The 16,276-nt window shown below is 55.1% G+C and carries 15 protein-coding genes; 6 read left to right on the top strand and 9 right to left on the bottom strand.

Annotated elements, in window-relative coordinates; translation table 11 throughout:
- Positions 1-12 precede the first annotated feature (12 nt).
- Entirely contained in the window at positions 13-414 is a 402-nt protein-coding gene (gene queF / locus GSQ86_RS20720) for a preQ(1) synthase (RefSeq protein ID WP_158752067.1), read from the bottom strand.
- Positions 415-499: 85 nt separating this feature from the next.
- Here queF and GSQ86_RS20715 point away from each other — a divergent pair, with 85 nt between their 5' ends.
- The 6 genes from GSQ86_RS20715 to GSQ86_RS20690 all read left to right on the top strand — a co-directional run bounded on the left by GSQ86_RS20715 (position 500) and on the right by GSQ86_RS20690 (position 6,609).
- Positions 500-1,741, top strand: a complete 1,242-nt coding sequence (locus GSQ86_RS20715) for an efflux RND transporter periplasmic adaptor subunit (RefSeq protein WP_158752066.1) — start codon at positions 500-502, stop codon at positions 1,739-1,741.
- On the top strand, positions 1,741-2,724 hold the full coding sequence (locus GSQ86_RS20710; RefSeq protein WP_158752065.1) for a lipopolysaccharide assembly protein LapB: 984 nt from the start codon (positions 1,741-1,743) through the stop codon (positions 2,722-2,724). The genes GSQ86_RS20715 and GSQ86_RS20710 overlap by 1 nt, the downstream gene beginning before the upstream one ends.
- Before the next feature lie 109 nt (positions 2,725-2,833).
- Complete coding sequence (locus GSQ86_RS20705; protein WP_158752064.1) at positions 2,834-4,099, top strand: TolC family protein; 1,266 nt, start codon at positions 2,834-2,836, stop codon at positions 4,097-4,099.
- 144 nt (positions 4,100-4,243) lie between these two features.
- Positions 4,244-5,722, top strand: coding sequence for a hopanoid biosynthesis associated radical SAM protein HpnJ (gene hpnJ, locus GSQ86_RS20700; RefSeq protein WP_158752063.1), 1,479 nt, complete (start codon positions 4,244-4,246; stop codon positions 5,720-5,722).
- A gap of 70 nt (positions 5,723-5,792) precedes the next feature.
- Positions 5,793-6,212, top strand: coding sequence for an EamA family transporter (locus tag GSQ86_RS20695; protein ID WP_158752062.1), 420 nt, complete (start codon positions 5,793-5,795; stop codon positions 6,210-6,212).
- A gap of 1 nt (position 6,213) precedes the next feature.
- Positions 6,214-6,609, top strand: coding sequence for an EamA family transporter (locus tag GSQ86_RS20690; RefSeq protein ID WP_158752061.1), 396 nt, complete (start codon positions 6,214-6,216; stop codon positions 6,607-6,609).
- 8 nt (positions 6,610-6,617) lie between these two features.
- Here GSQ86_RS20690 and GSQ86_RS20685 read toward each other — a convergent pair whose 3' ends face one another.
- From GSQ86_RS20685 to hpnA, 8 genes are all read right to left on the bottom strand, one after another.
- Complete coding sequence (locus GSQ86_RS20685; RefSeq protein WP_254062520.1) at positions 6,618-8,447, bottom strand: glycoside hydrolase family 15 protein; 1,830 nt, start codon at positions 8,445-8,447, stop codon at positions 6,618-6,620.
- Positions 8,448-8,509: 62 nt separating this feature from the next.
- The gene (gene hpnE / locus GSQ86_RS20680; RefSeq protein WP_158752060.1) at positions 8,510-9,925 is read right to left on the bottom strand and encodes a hydroxysqualene dehydroxylase HpnE; all 1,416 of its coding nucleotides are present in this window, start codon (positions 9,923-9,925) and stop codon (positions 8,510-8,512) included.
- A 3-nt stretch (positions 9,926-9,928) separates the two neighbouring features.
- A complete protein-coding gene (locus tag GSQ86_RS20675) occupies positions 9,929-10,876 on the bottom strand; it encodes a phytoene/squalene synthase family protein (RefSeq protein WP_158752059.1) in 948 nt (315 codons plus the stop codon).
- A complete protein-coding gene (gene hpnC, locus GSQ86_RS20670) occupies positions 10,873-11,820 on the bottom strand; it encodes a squalene synthase HpnC (protein WP_158752058.1) in 948 nt (315 codons plus the stop codon). The genes GSQ86_RS20675 and hpnC overlap by 4 nt, the downstream gene beginning before the upstream one ends.
- 97 nt (positions 11,821-11,917) lie before the next feature.
- Positions 11,918-12,961 (bottom strand): zinc-binding dehydrogenase, encoded by a 1,044-nt coding sequence (locus tag GSQ86_RS20665; protein ID WP_174239998.1) that lies wholly within the window; start codon positions 12,959-12,961, stop codon positions 11,918-11,920.
- A 6-nt stretch (positions 12,962-12,967) separates the two neighbouring features.
- Positions 12,968-14,089 (bottom strand): zinc-dependent dehydrogenase, encoded by a 1,122-nt coding sequence (locus GSQ86_RS20660; RefSeq protein ID WP_158752057.1) that lies wholly within the window; start codon positions 14,087-14,089, stop codon positions 12,968-12,970.
- Positions 14,090-14,106: 17 nt separating this feature from the next.
- Positions 14,107-14,775 (bottom strand): hypothetical protein, encoded by a 669-nt coding sequence (locus GSQ86_RS20655; RefSeq protein WP_158752056.1) that lies wholly within the window; start codon positions 14,773-14,775, stop codon positions 14,107-14,109.
- A complete protein-coding gene (gene hpnA / locus GSQ86_RS20650) occupies positions 14,772-15,779 on the bottom strand; it encodes a hopanoid-associated sugar epimerase (protein WP_158752055.1) in 1,008 nt (335 codons plus the stop codon). Before hpnA ends, GSQ86_RS20655 begins: the two co-directional genes overlap by 4 nt.
- Between the last annotated feature and the right edge of the window lie 497 nt (positions 15,780-16,276).

Here is a 16,276-nt window from a genome sequence, read left to right as displayed (position 1 = left end):
ATCAGCTTGACGTTAGTCGTTTTGCGGACGAGGCCAACGTGCTTCAACGGTCGTCGAGATGCCGCCGCGTGGACGGAAATCGCCTTTAACCTCAGCCCACACGGGCTTGCAAGCCTTCACTACATCTTCCAGCACCTGGTTGACGACGTTTTCCTGAAAGATGCCAAGGTTGCGGTAGGTAAAGAGATATTCCTTGTAAGACTTAAGCTCAAGACATAACTCACGCGGCATATAGCGCAGCGTGATGATGCCGAAATCAGGCAGCCCGGTCTTTGGACAGACCGAGGTAAATTCCGGATCGTCGATCACAATTTCATAGCCGGGAAACTGGTTCTTCCAGGTTTCAATCTCGGGAAAAGATGTGTCGAGCCCCGCTTTTGCGTGCTCGTCCGTGTATCGTTCAGAAAGTGCCATGTATTTATTGTAGGACAAGAGAGATACAGATTTCCTGATGCCTAAGCGCATCTCGTTGAATCTTATATACTGACACTCGGTTCAGATGGCGACAGCACGGACGACAAAGCGACGCACAACGTGGATATGGACCGGCACAGGAGTTGCCGTTGCTCTGGTCTTCTACTTTGTACATCTGGCGACGCGCACGACACTGCCGATTCGGGCAGCTGAAGTCGAGCGCAGCAGCCTGAAGAGCACTACGCCTACGAACGGTAAGGTGGAACCCACCTCGAACTTTGAGGCACATGCTCCATTCCCCGGCGTCATAAAGGCTCTGTACGTGCATGAGGGCGACAAAGTGCCTGCAGGCGAACTGCTGCTGCAGATGGATGATAGTGATGCCCGGTCAAAGCTGGCCACCGCACTCGCCGCACTGAAAGGCGCACAGGGCACATACGACGCCATGCTGAAGGGCGGCACGCAGGAAGAACGCTTATCGCTGGGCGGTGATGTAACGAAAGCCGAGATGGATCGCGATCAGGCGCAACGCGATCTGGCTGCACTCCAGAAGCTGCAGGCGCAAGGCGCGGCTTCTGCTGCGGAGGTCGCATCGGCGAAGGATCGGTTGACCGCTGCGAATAACTCTCTGGCGCTGCTTGAAAAGCGTAAGTCATCGCGCTATGACAGCAATGATATGGCTCACGTGAAGGCCTCACTGGAAGATGCGCAGGCGGCTTATGCTGCGGCGCAGGAAATAGTGAACCAGGCAAATGTGAAGGCTCCGTTTGCCGGAACCGTGTATTCCGTGCCGGTGTCCAAGACGGAATTTGTCCAGCAGGGCGACAGACTATTGCAGATGGCGGATCTGACAAAACTGCAGGTGCGAGCCTATTTCGACGAGCCGCAGATCGGAAAGATACGAGAAGGATTACCGATCGCGATTAATTGGGATGCGATGCCAACCAAAGAATGGCATGGCCACGTCGTGCGAGTGCCCGCAACAATCATCAGCTACGGAACGCGCAACGTCGGCCAGGTCATCATTGCTATCGATGACGCGGATGGCACATTGCTGCCAAATACGAATGTAACTGTGACAGTGACTACTTCGAACACGCCCAACGCGTTGAATGTTCCACGCGATGCGCTCCATACGGAGCAAGGGAAATCATATGTATACCGGGTTGTGAACGGAACACTGCACCGGACACCGGTTACGGTGGGATCTCTGAATCTTACCCAAGTAGAGATCGCCTCCGGCCTTAAAGAAGGAGACACGGTCGCACTGGGCACGACAAATGGCGTGCCCGTCAGCGAAGGTGTCGCCGTGAAAATTGTGCGGTAATGCGTTTGGTTTTTCGAATTTTCGTAATTTGTGTGCTGGCATGCGCTGCTATAGCTGTAAATGCCGACGTGCCACCGGATCAGCTCCTCTCAGTGCGGAACGCCCTGACCCGTGGACATGCTGACGAGGGACTGCAGGCTTTGAACCAGGTTCTGAGCACGCAGCCTGGAAACGCCGAGGCTTACAACCTGCGCTGCCGCATTTATATGCAGGAGCAGCGCTGGAATGACGCCATTCCTCCCTGCCAATCAGCTGTAAAGCTTTCTCCGGGAACCAGCAACTATCACCTTTGGTTGGCCCGCGCGCTGGGCGAGAAAGCCGATCGAGTCTCTTTCATTACTGCTTTCAGGATGGCGAAGCAGATTCGGCAGGAGTTTGAAACAGCGGCAAAGTTGGACCCACATAATGCCGCAGCGCTCTCTGATTTGGCAGAGTTCTATGTCGATGCGCCGGCGATTGTTGGAGGCGGTATCGATAAGGCCGGAGCGGTAGCCCAGCAGTTGGACACCGTCGCTCCTGACCGCGCCCATTACATTCGTGGACGCATCGCTGAAAACGCAAAAGACTATGGGCGAGCCGAGACGGAATATAAAGCAGTCATTGCCGGAGCGAAAGATCCGGCGGATGCGTGGATGGAACTGGCTTCGTTCTACCGCCGACAAGAACGCTGGGGTGACATGATACAGGCTGTACATACGGGTGCTTCGCTGGATGCCAACAAGGGCGTGGCGCTCGCGGACGGTGCGTCGGTGCTTATCCGCGCGGGCCGCGACCTGCCTTTCGCGCGGCAACTGCTGGAGCAGTACCTGGCTTCACCCAATAAGTCCGAAGATGCCCCTGCGTTCAAGATGCACGTCCAGTTGGGCACGCTGCTTTCGCGCCTTGGAGATTCATCTGGAGCGCAGCAGCAATTTGCCGCCTCGGCTGAGTTGGCCAAGGATTACCAGGCTGGTACACAGGCTGCAACGAACACTGGCAGATGAATCGGAAACTGAAATCATCTGAAAGCGAATAAAATCGAGAATTGCAGGTACGAGGTGAGTCCGTTTGAAGAGACGACGTTGCAGATGGGTTTGCCTGAGCGCTTTTACCGTGCTTTCTTTTGTAAGCGCTGAAGCACAGGTCTCTCTGTATACCGTCGTTGATCTGGCGCTGCGAAACAGCTCCTCGGTGCGAATCGCTAAAGCCGACGTGATGCGCGCAGCTGCGGGGCTGACTGAAACCAAGGACGCCTACATCCCGAACCTCGTGCTTGGATCGAGTCTTGGCTATTCGTATGGCTTCCCGCTCGGTGAGCCTTCCGTTTTTAACGTTACCTCGCAATCTCTCCTCTTCACTTTCTCGCAGCCTGATTACATCCGCTCGGCACGCGCTGCCTTGCAGGCGGCAGAGTTCAGTCTGAAAGACAGCCGCCAGCAGGTGATCCTTGACGCCTCTCTCGACTACATTCAACTCGACAAGGCGGAGTTGATGCTCGCCGCACTCGCGCAGGAAAAGGAATACACCGACAAGCTGGTGAATATCGAAACTGACCGCGTGCTGGCAGGTGTTGAAAGCCAGATGGAGCTGACGAAAGCGAAGCTGACTGCTGCGCGTATCGACCTGAAGCGTATTCATCTACAGAACGATGCGGAGATGGTGCGCGAGCAACTGGCACATCTCACCGGACTTCCATCATCCAGCTTTGTTACCAACGCCAGCAGCGTTCCAGCAGCGCCCAGCATTCTTCCCACCAGGGACAGCCACATTTCGCTGTCTACAATGAATGCCGGCGTGCAAGCAGCCCAGGCCGATGCGAAATCGAAGATGTACGTGGCATTCGGCGATTCCCGTCAGATGTTGCGCCCGCAGCTTTCGGTTGCGGGTGACTACAGCTTGTTCGCCAAATTCAATAACTACGATCAGTATTTCCGAAGCTTCCAGTACAACAACTTCGGCATCGGCATTCAGATCCGGGTTCCTCTTTTCGACGCAACAGTGAAAGCGCGCGAGCAACGATCAGCTGCGGATGCGGCGCATGCCTACGCACAGGCAGACCAGACGCGGGATGCGGCAAATGAGCAGATTTTTCAACTGCAAAACAGTTTGACGGAACTGGCGGCGCAGCAGCGCGTAACCCAACTGCAGGCTGAACTGGCTCAGGATCAGCTTGACGTGATTGCAACCCAGCTGAGTAATGGCAGCGGTTCACAAAGCGGCACGCCTTTGACTCCCAAAGATGAACAGCAGGCCCACATTGAGGAGCGTCAACGCTATGAAGATGTGCTGGATGCCAACTATTCTCTCCTGCGCGCGGAACTGAACCTTCTGCGTTCTACCGGAAGCATCGAAGATTGGGCAAAATCCGGCCCGAAATAATCCACACTTCGTTTGTTTCGAATGATCTTCGTAAGTGCATGTTACTGATAGTGATATGCCGATAGGAGTACCTTTCCGGTATCCCGAATGGCACCTCTATAAGCCAGTAAACCCGCTCCGGATGTTACACTTAGGTAATACGCCATGCCACTGAAAACACTGTTTCTTAACCCGCCCTCGTTTGAGAATTTCGATGGTGGCGCCAGCTCGCGCTGGCCAGCCACGCGTGAGATTGAGTCCTACTGGTACCCAGTGTGGCTCGCCTACCCGGCTGGGATGCTCGAAGGCTCGCGCCTTCTCGATGCACCGCCGCATCACATCTCCGCGCAGGAGACAATTGAGATTGCCAAGGGCTACGAGTTTCTCGTGCTCTTTACAAGCACTCCAGGTTGGACGGGCGACCAGAAACTGGCCGAAGCCATCAAGCGTGCCAATCCTTCGATCCGTATCGCCTTCGTAGGACCACCGGTCACGACGTCCCCTGATCGCGCTCTGAATGAGTGCGAAGTGATGGACTTTGTCTGCCGCCGCGAATTTGATTTCTCGGTCGTGGAGTACGCCAACGGCAAGCCGCTCGATGAGATTCTCGGAATCAGCTACCGTAAGGACGGCAAGGTCGTGCATAATCCCGATCGCCCGCAGGTAGAAAATCTCGACGCAATGCCGTGGGTCACCGATATTTATGCACGCGATATGGACGTGACTAAGTACAACGTCCCCTTCCTGTTGCATCCTTATGTTTCGCTTTATTCGACGCGCGGCTGCCCGGCGCAATGCACTTTCTGCCTGTGGCCGCAGACGCTCTCAGGTCATGCCTGGCGCAAGCGCTCGACCGATGACGTTGCCGCCGAGATGGCGCACGCGAAGGAGCTCTTCCCGCACGTCAAGGAATTCTTCTTCGATGACGATACCTTCAACATTCAGAAGGCCCGTACGATCGAGCTTTGCGCAAAGCTGAAGCCGCTCGGTCTGACATGGTCCTGCACATCGCGCGTTACCACTGACCGCGAAACGCTGAAGGCCATGCGCGAGGCCGGCTGCCGTTTGTTGATCGTGGGCTTCGAGTCGGGCGATCCGCAGATTCTGAAAAACATCAAGAAGGGCGCAACGGTCGAGCGTGCGCGTGACTTTACGCGCGACTGCCACGACCTGGGCCTGACGATTCACGGCGACTTCATCCTCGGACTTCCGGGTGAGACAAAGGAATCAATTCGCAACACCATCAACTTTGCCAAGAGCCTTGACGTAGAAACGATCCAGGTTTCGATCGCCCATGCCTATCCGGGCACAGAGTTTTACGACTACGCCAGGGAGAATGGCTTCATCATCAACAACGGCGCCATGGTCGATGACGAGGGCCACCAACTTGCGCATATCGAGTATCCGGGCCTGCCGACCGAGTACGTCCTGGAGATGGTGCACCGCTTCTACGACGAATATTACTTCCGCCCCAAGGCTGCATGGCGTGTAGTGAGCAAGGCAATTGTGAACCGCGACGTGCCGCGCCTGTATCAAGAGGCGAAATCGTTCCTGAAGCTGCGGTCACAGCGTAATAAGCTCGTAAAACAGAAGAAGCAGCAGAAAGCGAATGAGCCGGTAAACACCGTAAGCGCAGAGGTCTAGCTGTAACGTTGTATCCGTACAATCGGCCAGCCATGCGCTGGCCGCTTTCTCTTCTATGACGCGAAGCACCATGACATTTCGGCGCTATCTGGTGCTGGCATTTGTTTCAGTCGCAGCGCCGCTCGGCGATACGTTCCTCGATGTTGGAATGAAGAGTATCGGTCCCGTCTCGCTGACTCATATCACGACATTGTTTCATGCGGTCAGCACACCGTGGGTTCTTGCCGGGATAGTGATGCTGATCGGTTTCTTCGCCTCCTATCTCACCGCACTATCATGGGCGGACCTTACCTTTGTCCTGCCTGCTACCTCTTTAGGCAATGTTGTCGTAGCGCTCCTTGCTCGATTTTGGCGACATGAAGATATTTCTCTGTCGCGCTGGGCGGGCATCTTTCTCATTACCGCAGCAGTTGGATTTGTCACGCAGGGCCCCTCTTATACCGAGCATGAGAAGCCTCTTCCCGCACGAGATGTAGAGGAAGTGTACTGACATGAATGAACTGCATCATTCCGGATTGACAAACGCTGCCATGATTGCATGCATCGTTGCAGCGGCAACCATCGGCGATGTGATGATTGCTTCGGCCATGCGACAGATTGGCGATCTCGACGACATCAAGGCGCATGCCGGACTGCTTGGAGCTATCAAGGCCGTTATCACCAACACTCGATTCTTTTGCGGAGTGGCGGCCATGGCTGTCAGCTTTTTTTCGCTGCTCTTTGCCTTGAGCCATGCGGATCTCAGCCTTGTCGCCCCTGCGTCGGCTTCCTTAACCGTGGTGACAAATACGATTGCCGGTAAGGTTTTTCTTAAAGAGAACGTAGATCGCCGACGCTGGCTCGCAGCGCTTTGTGTTTGTTTCGGCGTTGCTCTGCTCGCGCGCTGAATGCGGTTCTAATGCCAGGTTGATCCGTTTTTTCCGCTGAGAACACGATCTAGGTATGTTGCTGCGCTGATGAGCGCAAGATGGGTAAAGGCCTGGGGAAAGTTTCCGAGGTGCTGCCCGCTGCTGCCAAGCTCCTCCGAATAGAGTCCGAGATGATTCGCGTACCCGAGCATTTTATCGAAGAGTAGTCGCGCCTTTTCGACCTGATGCGAGCGGGCCAGCGATTCAATAAACCAGAACGAGCAGGCAGTGAAGCTGCCTTCATCGCCTCGTAATCCATCGACAGAATTCTCTCGAGTGTCGTAACGATAAACGAGACTATCTTCCGTCAGCGTCCGTTCAATCGCATCCATCGTGGAAAGCCAGCGAGGATCGACAGGGCTGATGAAGCGCATCAACGGCATAAGCAGAACTGAAGCATCAAGGCAATTCGACCCTTCATACTGAACAAATGCTTTCTGGGAGTCATCCCAGTAATTGGTAAAGATATCTTCCGTGATCGCATCGCGGATTTGCAGCCATTCCGCCAGCGGTCCGGGGAGGGAACGTTTGCGCCCCATGCGAATGGCGCGGTCGAAAGCGACCCAGCACATCAGGCGCGAGTGAAGAAATTTTCGGCGTCCGCCGCGTACCTCCCAGATTCCTTCATCTGGCCGATCCCAGTTTTTGCTAAGCCAATCCAGAATGCGGCGAACTCCTGCCCAATCATCGTGTGAAATAGCATCACCGTACTTATTGGAGAGATATATGGCGTCCATAAGTTCGCCATAGATATCGAGCTGCAACTGTTCTGAAGCTGCATTTCCAATTCGTACCGGACGAGAATTCTCATAACCCTGGAAGTTTTCCAGTATCTCCTCTTCCAGTTCCTGATCGCCGTTGATGCGATACATCACCTGCAGCGGACCATGCTCGGCATCGTCGTGAAGACGATCGCGCAGCCACAACGTAAATGCCCGCGCCTCTTCGGTGAAGCCGAGACGCATAAAGGCATAGAGGCTGAAAGCCGAATCGCGAAGCCACGTATATCGGTAATCCCAGTTGCGCTCGCCACCAATTCTTTCGGGCACTCCGAATGTGGGAGCGGCGATGAGAGAGCCATATTCCTGGCTGCAGAGCAGCTTCAACACGAGCGCTGAACGATTGACCATCTCGCGCCAGCGTCCTGAATAATTTGAACGGGCAATCCACTCTCGCCAGTAACGGGCCGTCTGGTTAAAGTGATTTTCGATTACCTCAGGATCTAAAATCTTGACCTCGGGCGCAGATTCGCCAAAGGTAAATGTCGCCGTCTCTCCTGCCTTGAGCGTAAATACCGCGATTGCATCGCCCCCTTCCAGATTCAGCGGAACGGTGGCATGCAGTGCCATCTTCGGGCATGTTGGGCAATCAGGTTCAAAATGCACTCGACTCTCTTCCAAGTGAGCCGAGTGACCGCTACGCGCATAGTTGAAGCGCGGCTCGCAACGCAGCTTGAACTCCACCTCACCCTTAATCACGCTGACAGTACGAATAATCTGATGCGCATAAATTTCTCCCTTCTTTCCGGCGAGGATCGGCATGAAATCTGTGATTTCAGCTACGCCGAAATCTGAGAGAAGGCGCGTGAGAAGAATGTTGGTCTCGGGCAGATACAGCTGCTTGGTGCGACGATTGCTCAGTTCCGCCTGGATGCAGAACATGCCGCCTTTATCGCCGTGGAGCAGGTTTGCAAATACTGTAGGTGAGTCAAAATTCGGGAAGCAGAAGTAGTCGATAGAGCCTTCCATGCTGACCAACGCGGCGGAACGCATGTTTCCAATGATCCCGTAATTTTCAATCGGCTGCGCAGCCATCATCACCTCAGATACTACAAGCCTTAGATGTTTCAGCGCGGCAAAGGTTTATATGGCCGTGGAAATCATTTGAATAGACGCATCAGGCCCGATGGAGGCAGATCGGGTCGAAGAAATTTCTCTTCGTCCCCGGCAACTTTACTAAGCGCTTCAGCTGCGAGATAACCGCTGCGTGCCGCGCCCTCCATGGTTGCAGGCCAGCCAGTAGCGGTCCAGTCGCCGGCGAGGAAAATGCATGGCCACGGGCTCTGTGCAGCGGGGCGAATCTTGTCGAGCTGCGGGCGAATAGAGAAAGTGGCACGGACTTCTTTCGTGACAGCGGCTTTGAGCAATCTGGCTTCGTGAACAATAGGAAAAAAGAGGGCCAGCTCCCGCATTGCCAAATCGATCAGTTCCTGACGCTGCATAGGGATGACCGAGCGTAAGACGCTGATGACCAGTTCCAGATATTGTCCCTGCTGCCCGTGCCGTTGAGGTTGCAGCTTTGACTTATTGAATAGCCACTGGATCGTCGTATCCAGCATGGAAGCGTGTTCGAGTTCTGTGATTTCCCTATCGAACCAGAGATGCACCGCAGCAATGGGCGCATGGCTGAATTGGCTCACCTGCGAGGCAAGAGCCTGCTTGCCCGGAGCATCAGGAAGCGAGGACAACAACTTCGCCATTGCTTCAAATGGCAGAGCAAAAATCACAGCATCGCTGGTGAAACGGTCGTTCTCCGTTATAACGATCCACTGATCGAGCTGTGCATCCCATTCGACCTGCGACGCGCCGGACCTCAGGTTGATCTCCGCGCCGCGCGCCTTGAGTGATTGCAAAGCATGGCCATAGAGATCGCTTAATGGAACGGACGGAATCGCCATACGTCCGGCCTCAGGCGAGCTGAGAAATAATTCGCGGCAGACCTTTGCGGCATAATGTACCGACGTTTTATCCAGTTCTTCATTCAGCGCTGCATAGAGCACCGGCTCCCAGAAACGCTTGATGGCTCCCGGGGTCTGCTTGTGCCGCTTTAGCCAATGCGCAAAGTCTTCTTCCGTATCGTTCGGAATTCCAGAAATGAATGATGAGAGTCCGCGCGCTATCGCCAGCTTGTCAGCCCGCGAGAAAGCGTGTGCGCCCAGAAATGCAGCACTGGCATGCAACGGAGCTGGCAGCGCCGAGGGACGCAGTACGCTTTGGCGTCCGCCCGGTTCGATCATCGTAATCTCGTCGAACCAGCGTAGCTTGTCCAGCGCCCCAATGCGTCCGTAGAGATCAAGAAGATTTGTGCAGCAGCCAAATAAAAGGTGCTGGCAGTTGTCGATGATCTCGCTCGTCCCGGGGTGCTCATAGGAAGAAGCGCGTCCGCCTACGTAGGGCCGGCGCTCAACGAGACGCACTCTATAGCCGGAATCGGCCAGCGCCGATGCAGCTGCAAGGCCGGCAACTCCCCCGCCTACGACGGTGACGGATTGTATAGAGCGACCTTGTCCATGCATCGATCAGCCTCTGCCTCGCAAACGATATGCCACCATACGCATGAGGCCGCGCGCGAGAATCGCGAGCTTAGTGAGAGTGGACACAGAAACTCTCTCGCTGAAGACATCAAAGTCCCTGCGTTCGATGCGTTGCAGCAGGCGGTGATAGATCGAGACAAGAACCCATAGTGCGGGTCGGGAATCTGCTGCGATCAGCGGCAGTAGTTCTTCGCTGGATTTGTAATAGTGTTCGGCACGATTCGCTTCGAACTCCAGAAGCTCGCGCTGATTCAGCGTCAGGTTGCGGCCGCCTTTCAGTTCCCGAATCTCACTTGCAGGAACGCCGTAGCGCTCCAGATCTTCTAACGGAAGATAGATGCGGTCGCGCTCCGCATCCTCGCGAACATCGCGCAGAATATTCGTTAGTTGAAAAGCAATCCCGGTTTCTTCCGCCAGTTTTTCCGCGCGCGCATCGCTGTATTCAAAGATGCGAATGCAGACTAAGCCTACGACCGATGCGACGTAATAGCAGTAGCGATATAAATCATCGAACGTGGCATACGTGTCTAGCCTGAGCGGAGGAACTGCGTCTTCACCTTCAGGGCTCAGTCGGTCTTGCGATGTATGGAGATCCATCGCAGTTCCCCGCACTAACTGATCGAGCAAATCTGTTGTGATGTGAAAGCGCGATTGCGCGTCACGCAATGCGATAAAGACGGGGTCCTCAGTTGCCCCTCCCTGCGCTGCGGCGTGCCAGGCTGCGAGCCATACATCGAGATCGGTCCTACGCTCTGGCCGCGACTTGTTCTCATCATCGGACAAATCGTCGGCGTGCCGCATGAAAGCATAAACCGCACAGATGGCATCGCGCTTGGGCTTGGGAAGAGCGACGAATGCATAGTAGAAATTTTTAGCTTCCCGGCGTGCGATCTGTCGGCAGACCGCATACGCCTCTTCGACACTTACACTCACGCTGCGCTCCGGCCCAGAAATTTTCCGCTCAGTGCACGAAGCAGCAGAGCTACTTTCCTACCTTTGGAGATAGAAGGTCTTGCCCGCAGCACGTTGTAATCCTGTTGTTCGATAGCGTTCAGAATCTCAAGACCGCCCCGACTGAAGAGATCAAGATCGAGAGCAAGATCGCGGTCCACCATTCCAATCAGCGGCATGCCCTGGGCGAACATCTGGCGGGCGTATTCCACTTCATAGCGCATCAGCTCTCGAAACTGTGGCGTAAAACTGCGGCTGGCAATCATCGCTTCGTCAACACCGAAGCGGCGCATATCGGCCAAAGGAAAATAGATGCGGTCCTTTTCGTAATCGACCGTAACATCCTGCCAGAAGTTCGCCAATTGCAAGGCAGAGCAGGTGTAATCGGAAAGCGCAAAGCGTGCTGCATCGCGGTAGCCGCAGGCATAGAGCACGAGGCGGCCAACGGGATTTGCCGAATACCTGCAATAGCTCAGTACGTCATCCATTGTCTCGAAGCGGGTCACGGTCTGGTCCTGACGGAAAGCGACCAGCAGATCGGCAAACGGTTCTTTGGGAATATCGCAGACACGAATAGTTTCCGCCAGAGCTACAAACACAGGATGCCGCGCTTCACCGCGATAGCATGCGTCGAGTTCCTGTCCCCATAGATCGAGGAGCGCCAGCGATTGCTCGCGGTTCCCTACCTCATCTCCGAGATCGTCTGAAATACGGCAATACGCATAAATGCTGTGGAAATGCGGACGGAGGCGTTTGGGAAGAAACCACGACGCAACGTGAAAATTTTCGTAGTGTGTCTCGGACAGCCGCTGGCAATATTCGCGCGCTTCTTCGAGTGTCGGAGGCTTCTCTGGAATGCGATATTCCGCCGGAAGCGCGGCCCAGCCTTTTTCGATCAGCTCGTTCTGTGCAGTGTTCGGAGTCATTCGTTCCCGGAGTTTCTGTTGAAGATGATCCCTGGCGACGAGCGCCATAAGGATTATCTCCCACACTTCTCTATGCGAAGTGTGAGGCGCACATGTTTTAAGGAATGATTGCTGTCTTGATGTCGTTCGAGCGATCCATCAGCTTTCGAAAAACCTCATCCACGCTCGAGAGCGGTGCCCGGCCTGTGATGTATTCGCGGCAGTTGAACCGGCCGCGTGTAATCAGCTCGAATGCCTTGCGAGCAGTCGCCGGCGTGTGATGAAAACTCGCCTTTAATGTGATGTCGTTGTAATGAAGCCGGTTTGTATCCAGCTCGACTTTCGTGCCTGCGGCGCAGCCTCCGAAGAAGTTGACGGTGCCGCCCTTTCGCACCATGTCAACCGCCTGTTGCCATGTTGCAGGTGTTGCAACCGCTTCAATCGCGATATCTACACCACGCTGGTTGGGTGTGAGATTGCGAACGGCGGCGGTGACATCGTCGACCACGGTCGTCTGTATTACCTCTTCTGCGCCGAAGATTTTTGCGGCCTCAACCTGCTCGTCGCGCTTCACCACGGCGATCACTCGCATGCCTGCCAGTTGCGCGGTATGAATGAACATCAATCCGATTGGCCCTGCGCCAATGACAACCGCTGTATCTCCAGCTTGAGCATTGCTTTCTTCAAGACCACGCACCACACATGCGAGTGGTTCCGTGAGTGCCGCGTGTTCAAACGGAACTTGATCGGGAACGTGGAGAGTGTTTTTTTCAACGATGCGTGCCGGAATGCGGATGTACTCCGCGTACGCGCCGTTATTAAAAAGCAGATCGTCGCAGAGATTTTGCTGATTGTGTTTGCAGTAATAGCATGCATCACAGGGCGCGGAATTCAACGCGACCACCCGATCCCCTATGCGGAACTTTGTGACGCCTGCACCGACTTCGACCACGATGCCAGCCAGTTCATGCCCAAAGAGAATAGGCGGCTTCAGCATGATCGCGTGATAGCCGCGACGGTAGACCTTTAGATCGGTGCCACAGGTTAGCGCTGCGGCGACGCTTACAACAATTTCACCTGGTCCGGCGGACGGCACCGGAACCTGCTCAATTCGCAGGTCTTCTTTCCCGTACAGCACTGCCGCCGTCATTTGGTTTGCCATAACTTTCTATTTTCTCAGATCAGGCTGAATAAAGATCTTCATTGAAGCCGCTGTGGGGTTGGACGCGACTTCAATCGCTTCCACCGCCTGTTCCAGCGGGAATCGGTGGGAAATCAGCTGCGTCAGGTCAAATCCGGTCTTATAGCCGTTGAAAACCAGACTCGCACCCTCATCCTGAATCTCGACCGAGGCACTGTAAGAGCCCATGAGCGTCTTTTCGTCCATGCATACGGCTGCCGGATCTATGAAGGCTTCGCCGTGCTGGGTCTGCGCGAAGAGTAGCACCCGGCCACCAGGTCTGGCTGCGTCCATCGCGGTACGGATAAGAGCGTTGCCGCCGACGGCCAGGATCACGGCGTCTGCGCCTCGTCCTTCCGACTCACGTTTCGCGACTTCGACGACACTCTCGTTTCCCGCATCAATGGGGTGCGTCAGACCGAAACCAGCAGCAATGGCGTGCCGCTCGGTGTACAGATCCGAGGTGAGCACTTTTGCTCCCGTGCGCGCTGCCAGCGCCGCCAGCAGGATGCCGATCGAACCCTGGCCAATGACCAGTACGGTTTCATCCGGCGCGAGATCGAGATTCTTGATGGCCTTGAGGCAGGTATTGACCGGCTCGACGAATGCCGCCTGTTCAAAAGGCACGCCGTCGGGGATACGGACCACGCCGCCGGTGCTGACAATCCAGTCCATGACGCGAACATATTCAGCAAAACCGCCGCCGGAAGGCTCAAATCCGGCGGTGCAGCCGACTTTTTTGTAGGTTTCGCACTGAGCAAAGGTCTTCTTGCGGCAGTAGTAGCATTTGCCGCATGGGATGTGGTGGAAGACCATGACGCGGTCGCCGACCGCGAAGTTATCTACGCCGTCCCCGATTTTGACGATAGTGCCAGCCGTCTCGTGGCCGAAGATGCGCGGGGCCGAGTGTGAGCCGGTGTGAATTTTTTTTAGATCCGTTCCACAGATGCCGCAGGAATGGACGCGGATAAGAACTTCACCTGGTCCGATTTCAGGGACCGGGACAGTTTCGACACGAACATCGTTGACGGCGCGATATACGGCTGCCTGCATCGTGGCTGGTATTCTTTCGCCGGCCGGAGCGGGCGCATTGCTGGTTGCTGTCGCCATAGACTGTTACTACTAGATTACAGCGTCTTACCCAGAGATTGGGTGATTATGGTCTCCAGGTTGAGGGCTGCTGACTGGCTTTGTTTACCTAGCTGCTTCAGCGCGGACCAATAGCTGGGATGCAGCAAAGCGTAGCCGATGAATGCGGACATCTTCAACTGGCCATCTTTGCCCAGAAAAGGGTTGAAATCCGGCAACTTATCGTTGGCTCCGTCTGAGACCCCTTTGAAACAATAGAAGGCAATATTTCGCGCTGCAGCGACACGGGCTACGGCGGCTGCTTCCATATCGACCAGCGGAGCCTGATACTCTTGCGCGATTTGGCGCTTCTCTTCGGGACGGGCAACATGGTCCAGCGTGACCAGGCGGTGGCCTGAGGGAAGCTCGGTGACGAAGCGGTCGCCGGTGCGACTGTCGATGATGTCGTAGATGGCGACGGCCGACGGGGGTTTGATTCCGCAGGAAAGCGATCCGGCCCAGCCGTAGGAGACCAGTGCTTCGATTCCGCCTTCGGCCAATACTTGCTCGCAGGCACGGCTTGCGGCTTCGGCTCCGATGCCGCCGGCGATAGCGATGCAGTCGGTTTCGCCGATACGGCCGAAATAAAACTTTTCCCGCTGCTGCCAGCCTTTGACCAGGGGCTTCAATTCTCCCGCGAGGGCTGCGATGATGCCTATTTTTTTCATGACTTGGGGGCGTATCCGTTGGCACGGAACCAATCGATGGCTGCGCGGAGCGCGGGGTAGACCGGGACCAGCCGGAATTCAAGATCGCGGACGGCTTTTGCGGAGGAGGCGAACATTTTCTTTTTGCCCATGCGGACCGCTTCTACGGTCGCGCGCGGTTCTTTGCCTAATATACGACCGGTGATGATTTCGTCGAAGAAGGCGAAGGCCATGGCAACGGCATTCGGCACCTGCATGGTTGGCGATGGCAATCCGGTGATTGCCGACATCTTATCGAGGATTTGCTTAAGGGTAAGATTTTCGCCGCCTAGGATATAGCGCTCTCCCGGCGTTCCTTTTTCAGTGGCAGCTACGTGAGTGCGCGCAACCTCTTCCACATCAACAAGATTGAGGCCTGTATCGACGTAGGCGGGGAATTTCTTGTTCAGGAAGTCGACGACGATGCGGCCTGTCGGGGTGGGTTTGATGTCTCCAGGGCCGATAGGGGTGGTGGGATTCAGGATCATCACTTCCTGACCGTCGTAGGCGGCTTTGAGCGCCTCCTGTTCGGCAAGGAACTTCGATCGTTTGTAGTGGCCGACCATATCGGAGAGGGATACAGGCGTGTTCTCATCGACGATGGTCCCATCGGTTTTGAAGCCCATGGTAGCCACGCTTGAGGTGTAAATGACGCGTTTTATTCCCTCTTCGCGGGCAATACGGAGCAGCTCGCGGGTGCCGTCGACGTTGATGGCGTACATCTGCTTCGGATCGCGTACCCAGAGGCGATAGTCGGCGGCGACGTGGAAGACATAATCGCAGTCGCGGATGCCAAGGCGGAGCGATTCGGGATCGAGCAGATCGCCGGTGATTGTGGTCATCGACGATGGCGCCGGCATTCCGGCGAAGTTGGCGAGATTGCTGGTTTTACGGACGAGGAGACGGAGGTCTGCTCCCTGGCTGGCAAGGACTTTTGCTACATGACTGCCGACGAAGCCGGTGGCACCTGTGACGAAGACTTTCATTCTGCTCTAGGGGAGGTTACCACCCCCTCCCCTATTTTGTACGGAGATTCTTTGTTTTCAGCAACTTAGACTATTTACCCACACAGATATCGTTTATTATCAATGGTTTAGATTAGTTCTTTTCAACCATTGGATGAATACATGCCCATGGTAATTGGGTCCCTAGATAGCTGATTTTGCTAGATCTTCTGACAATTTAACGAACCCGTAAGGTCCTGATTTTGGATATGTTAGGCGAATTATTAGCTATTTAGCACTTGACAAGATATTCGTGTCGTTTGCTTTGAGGTATTTCTGTCGCGCGCAACTTGGTGGAGGTCCTTCGCTTCGCTCAGGATGACAACGTTTTTATCTTGCTGGACTTTCGGGTGTAGAAGGAATGCTCTCCCACCCTTCGCCTGCGGCTCAGAATGGGGCACCCGGGCGTCCTTGTGGCGCGAGATTGGTTGAGCTTCCCTCCTTCATAGGAGTCGTAATTTTTGGTGCCTTTAACGCGC

This window comes from Acidobacterium sp. S8 (assembly GCF_009765985.1).
In the GTDB taxonomy this organism is placed as follows: domain Bacteria; phylum Acidobacteriota; class Terriglobia; order Terriglobales; family Acidobacteriaceae; genus Alloacidobacterium.
This window is presented reverse-complemented; position numbering and strand designations above follow the sequence as displayed.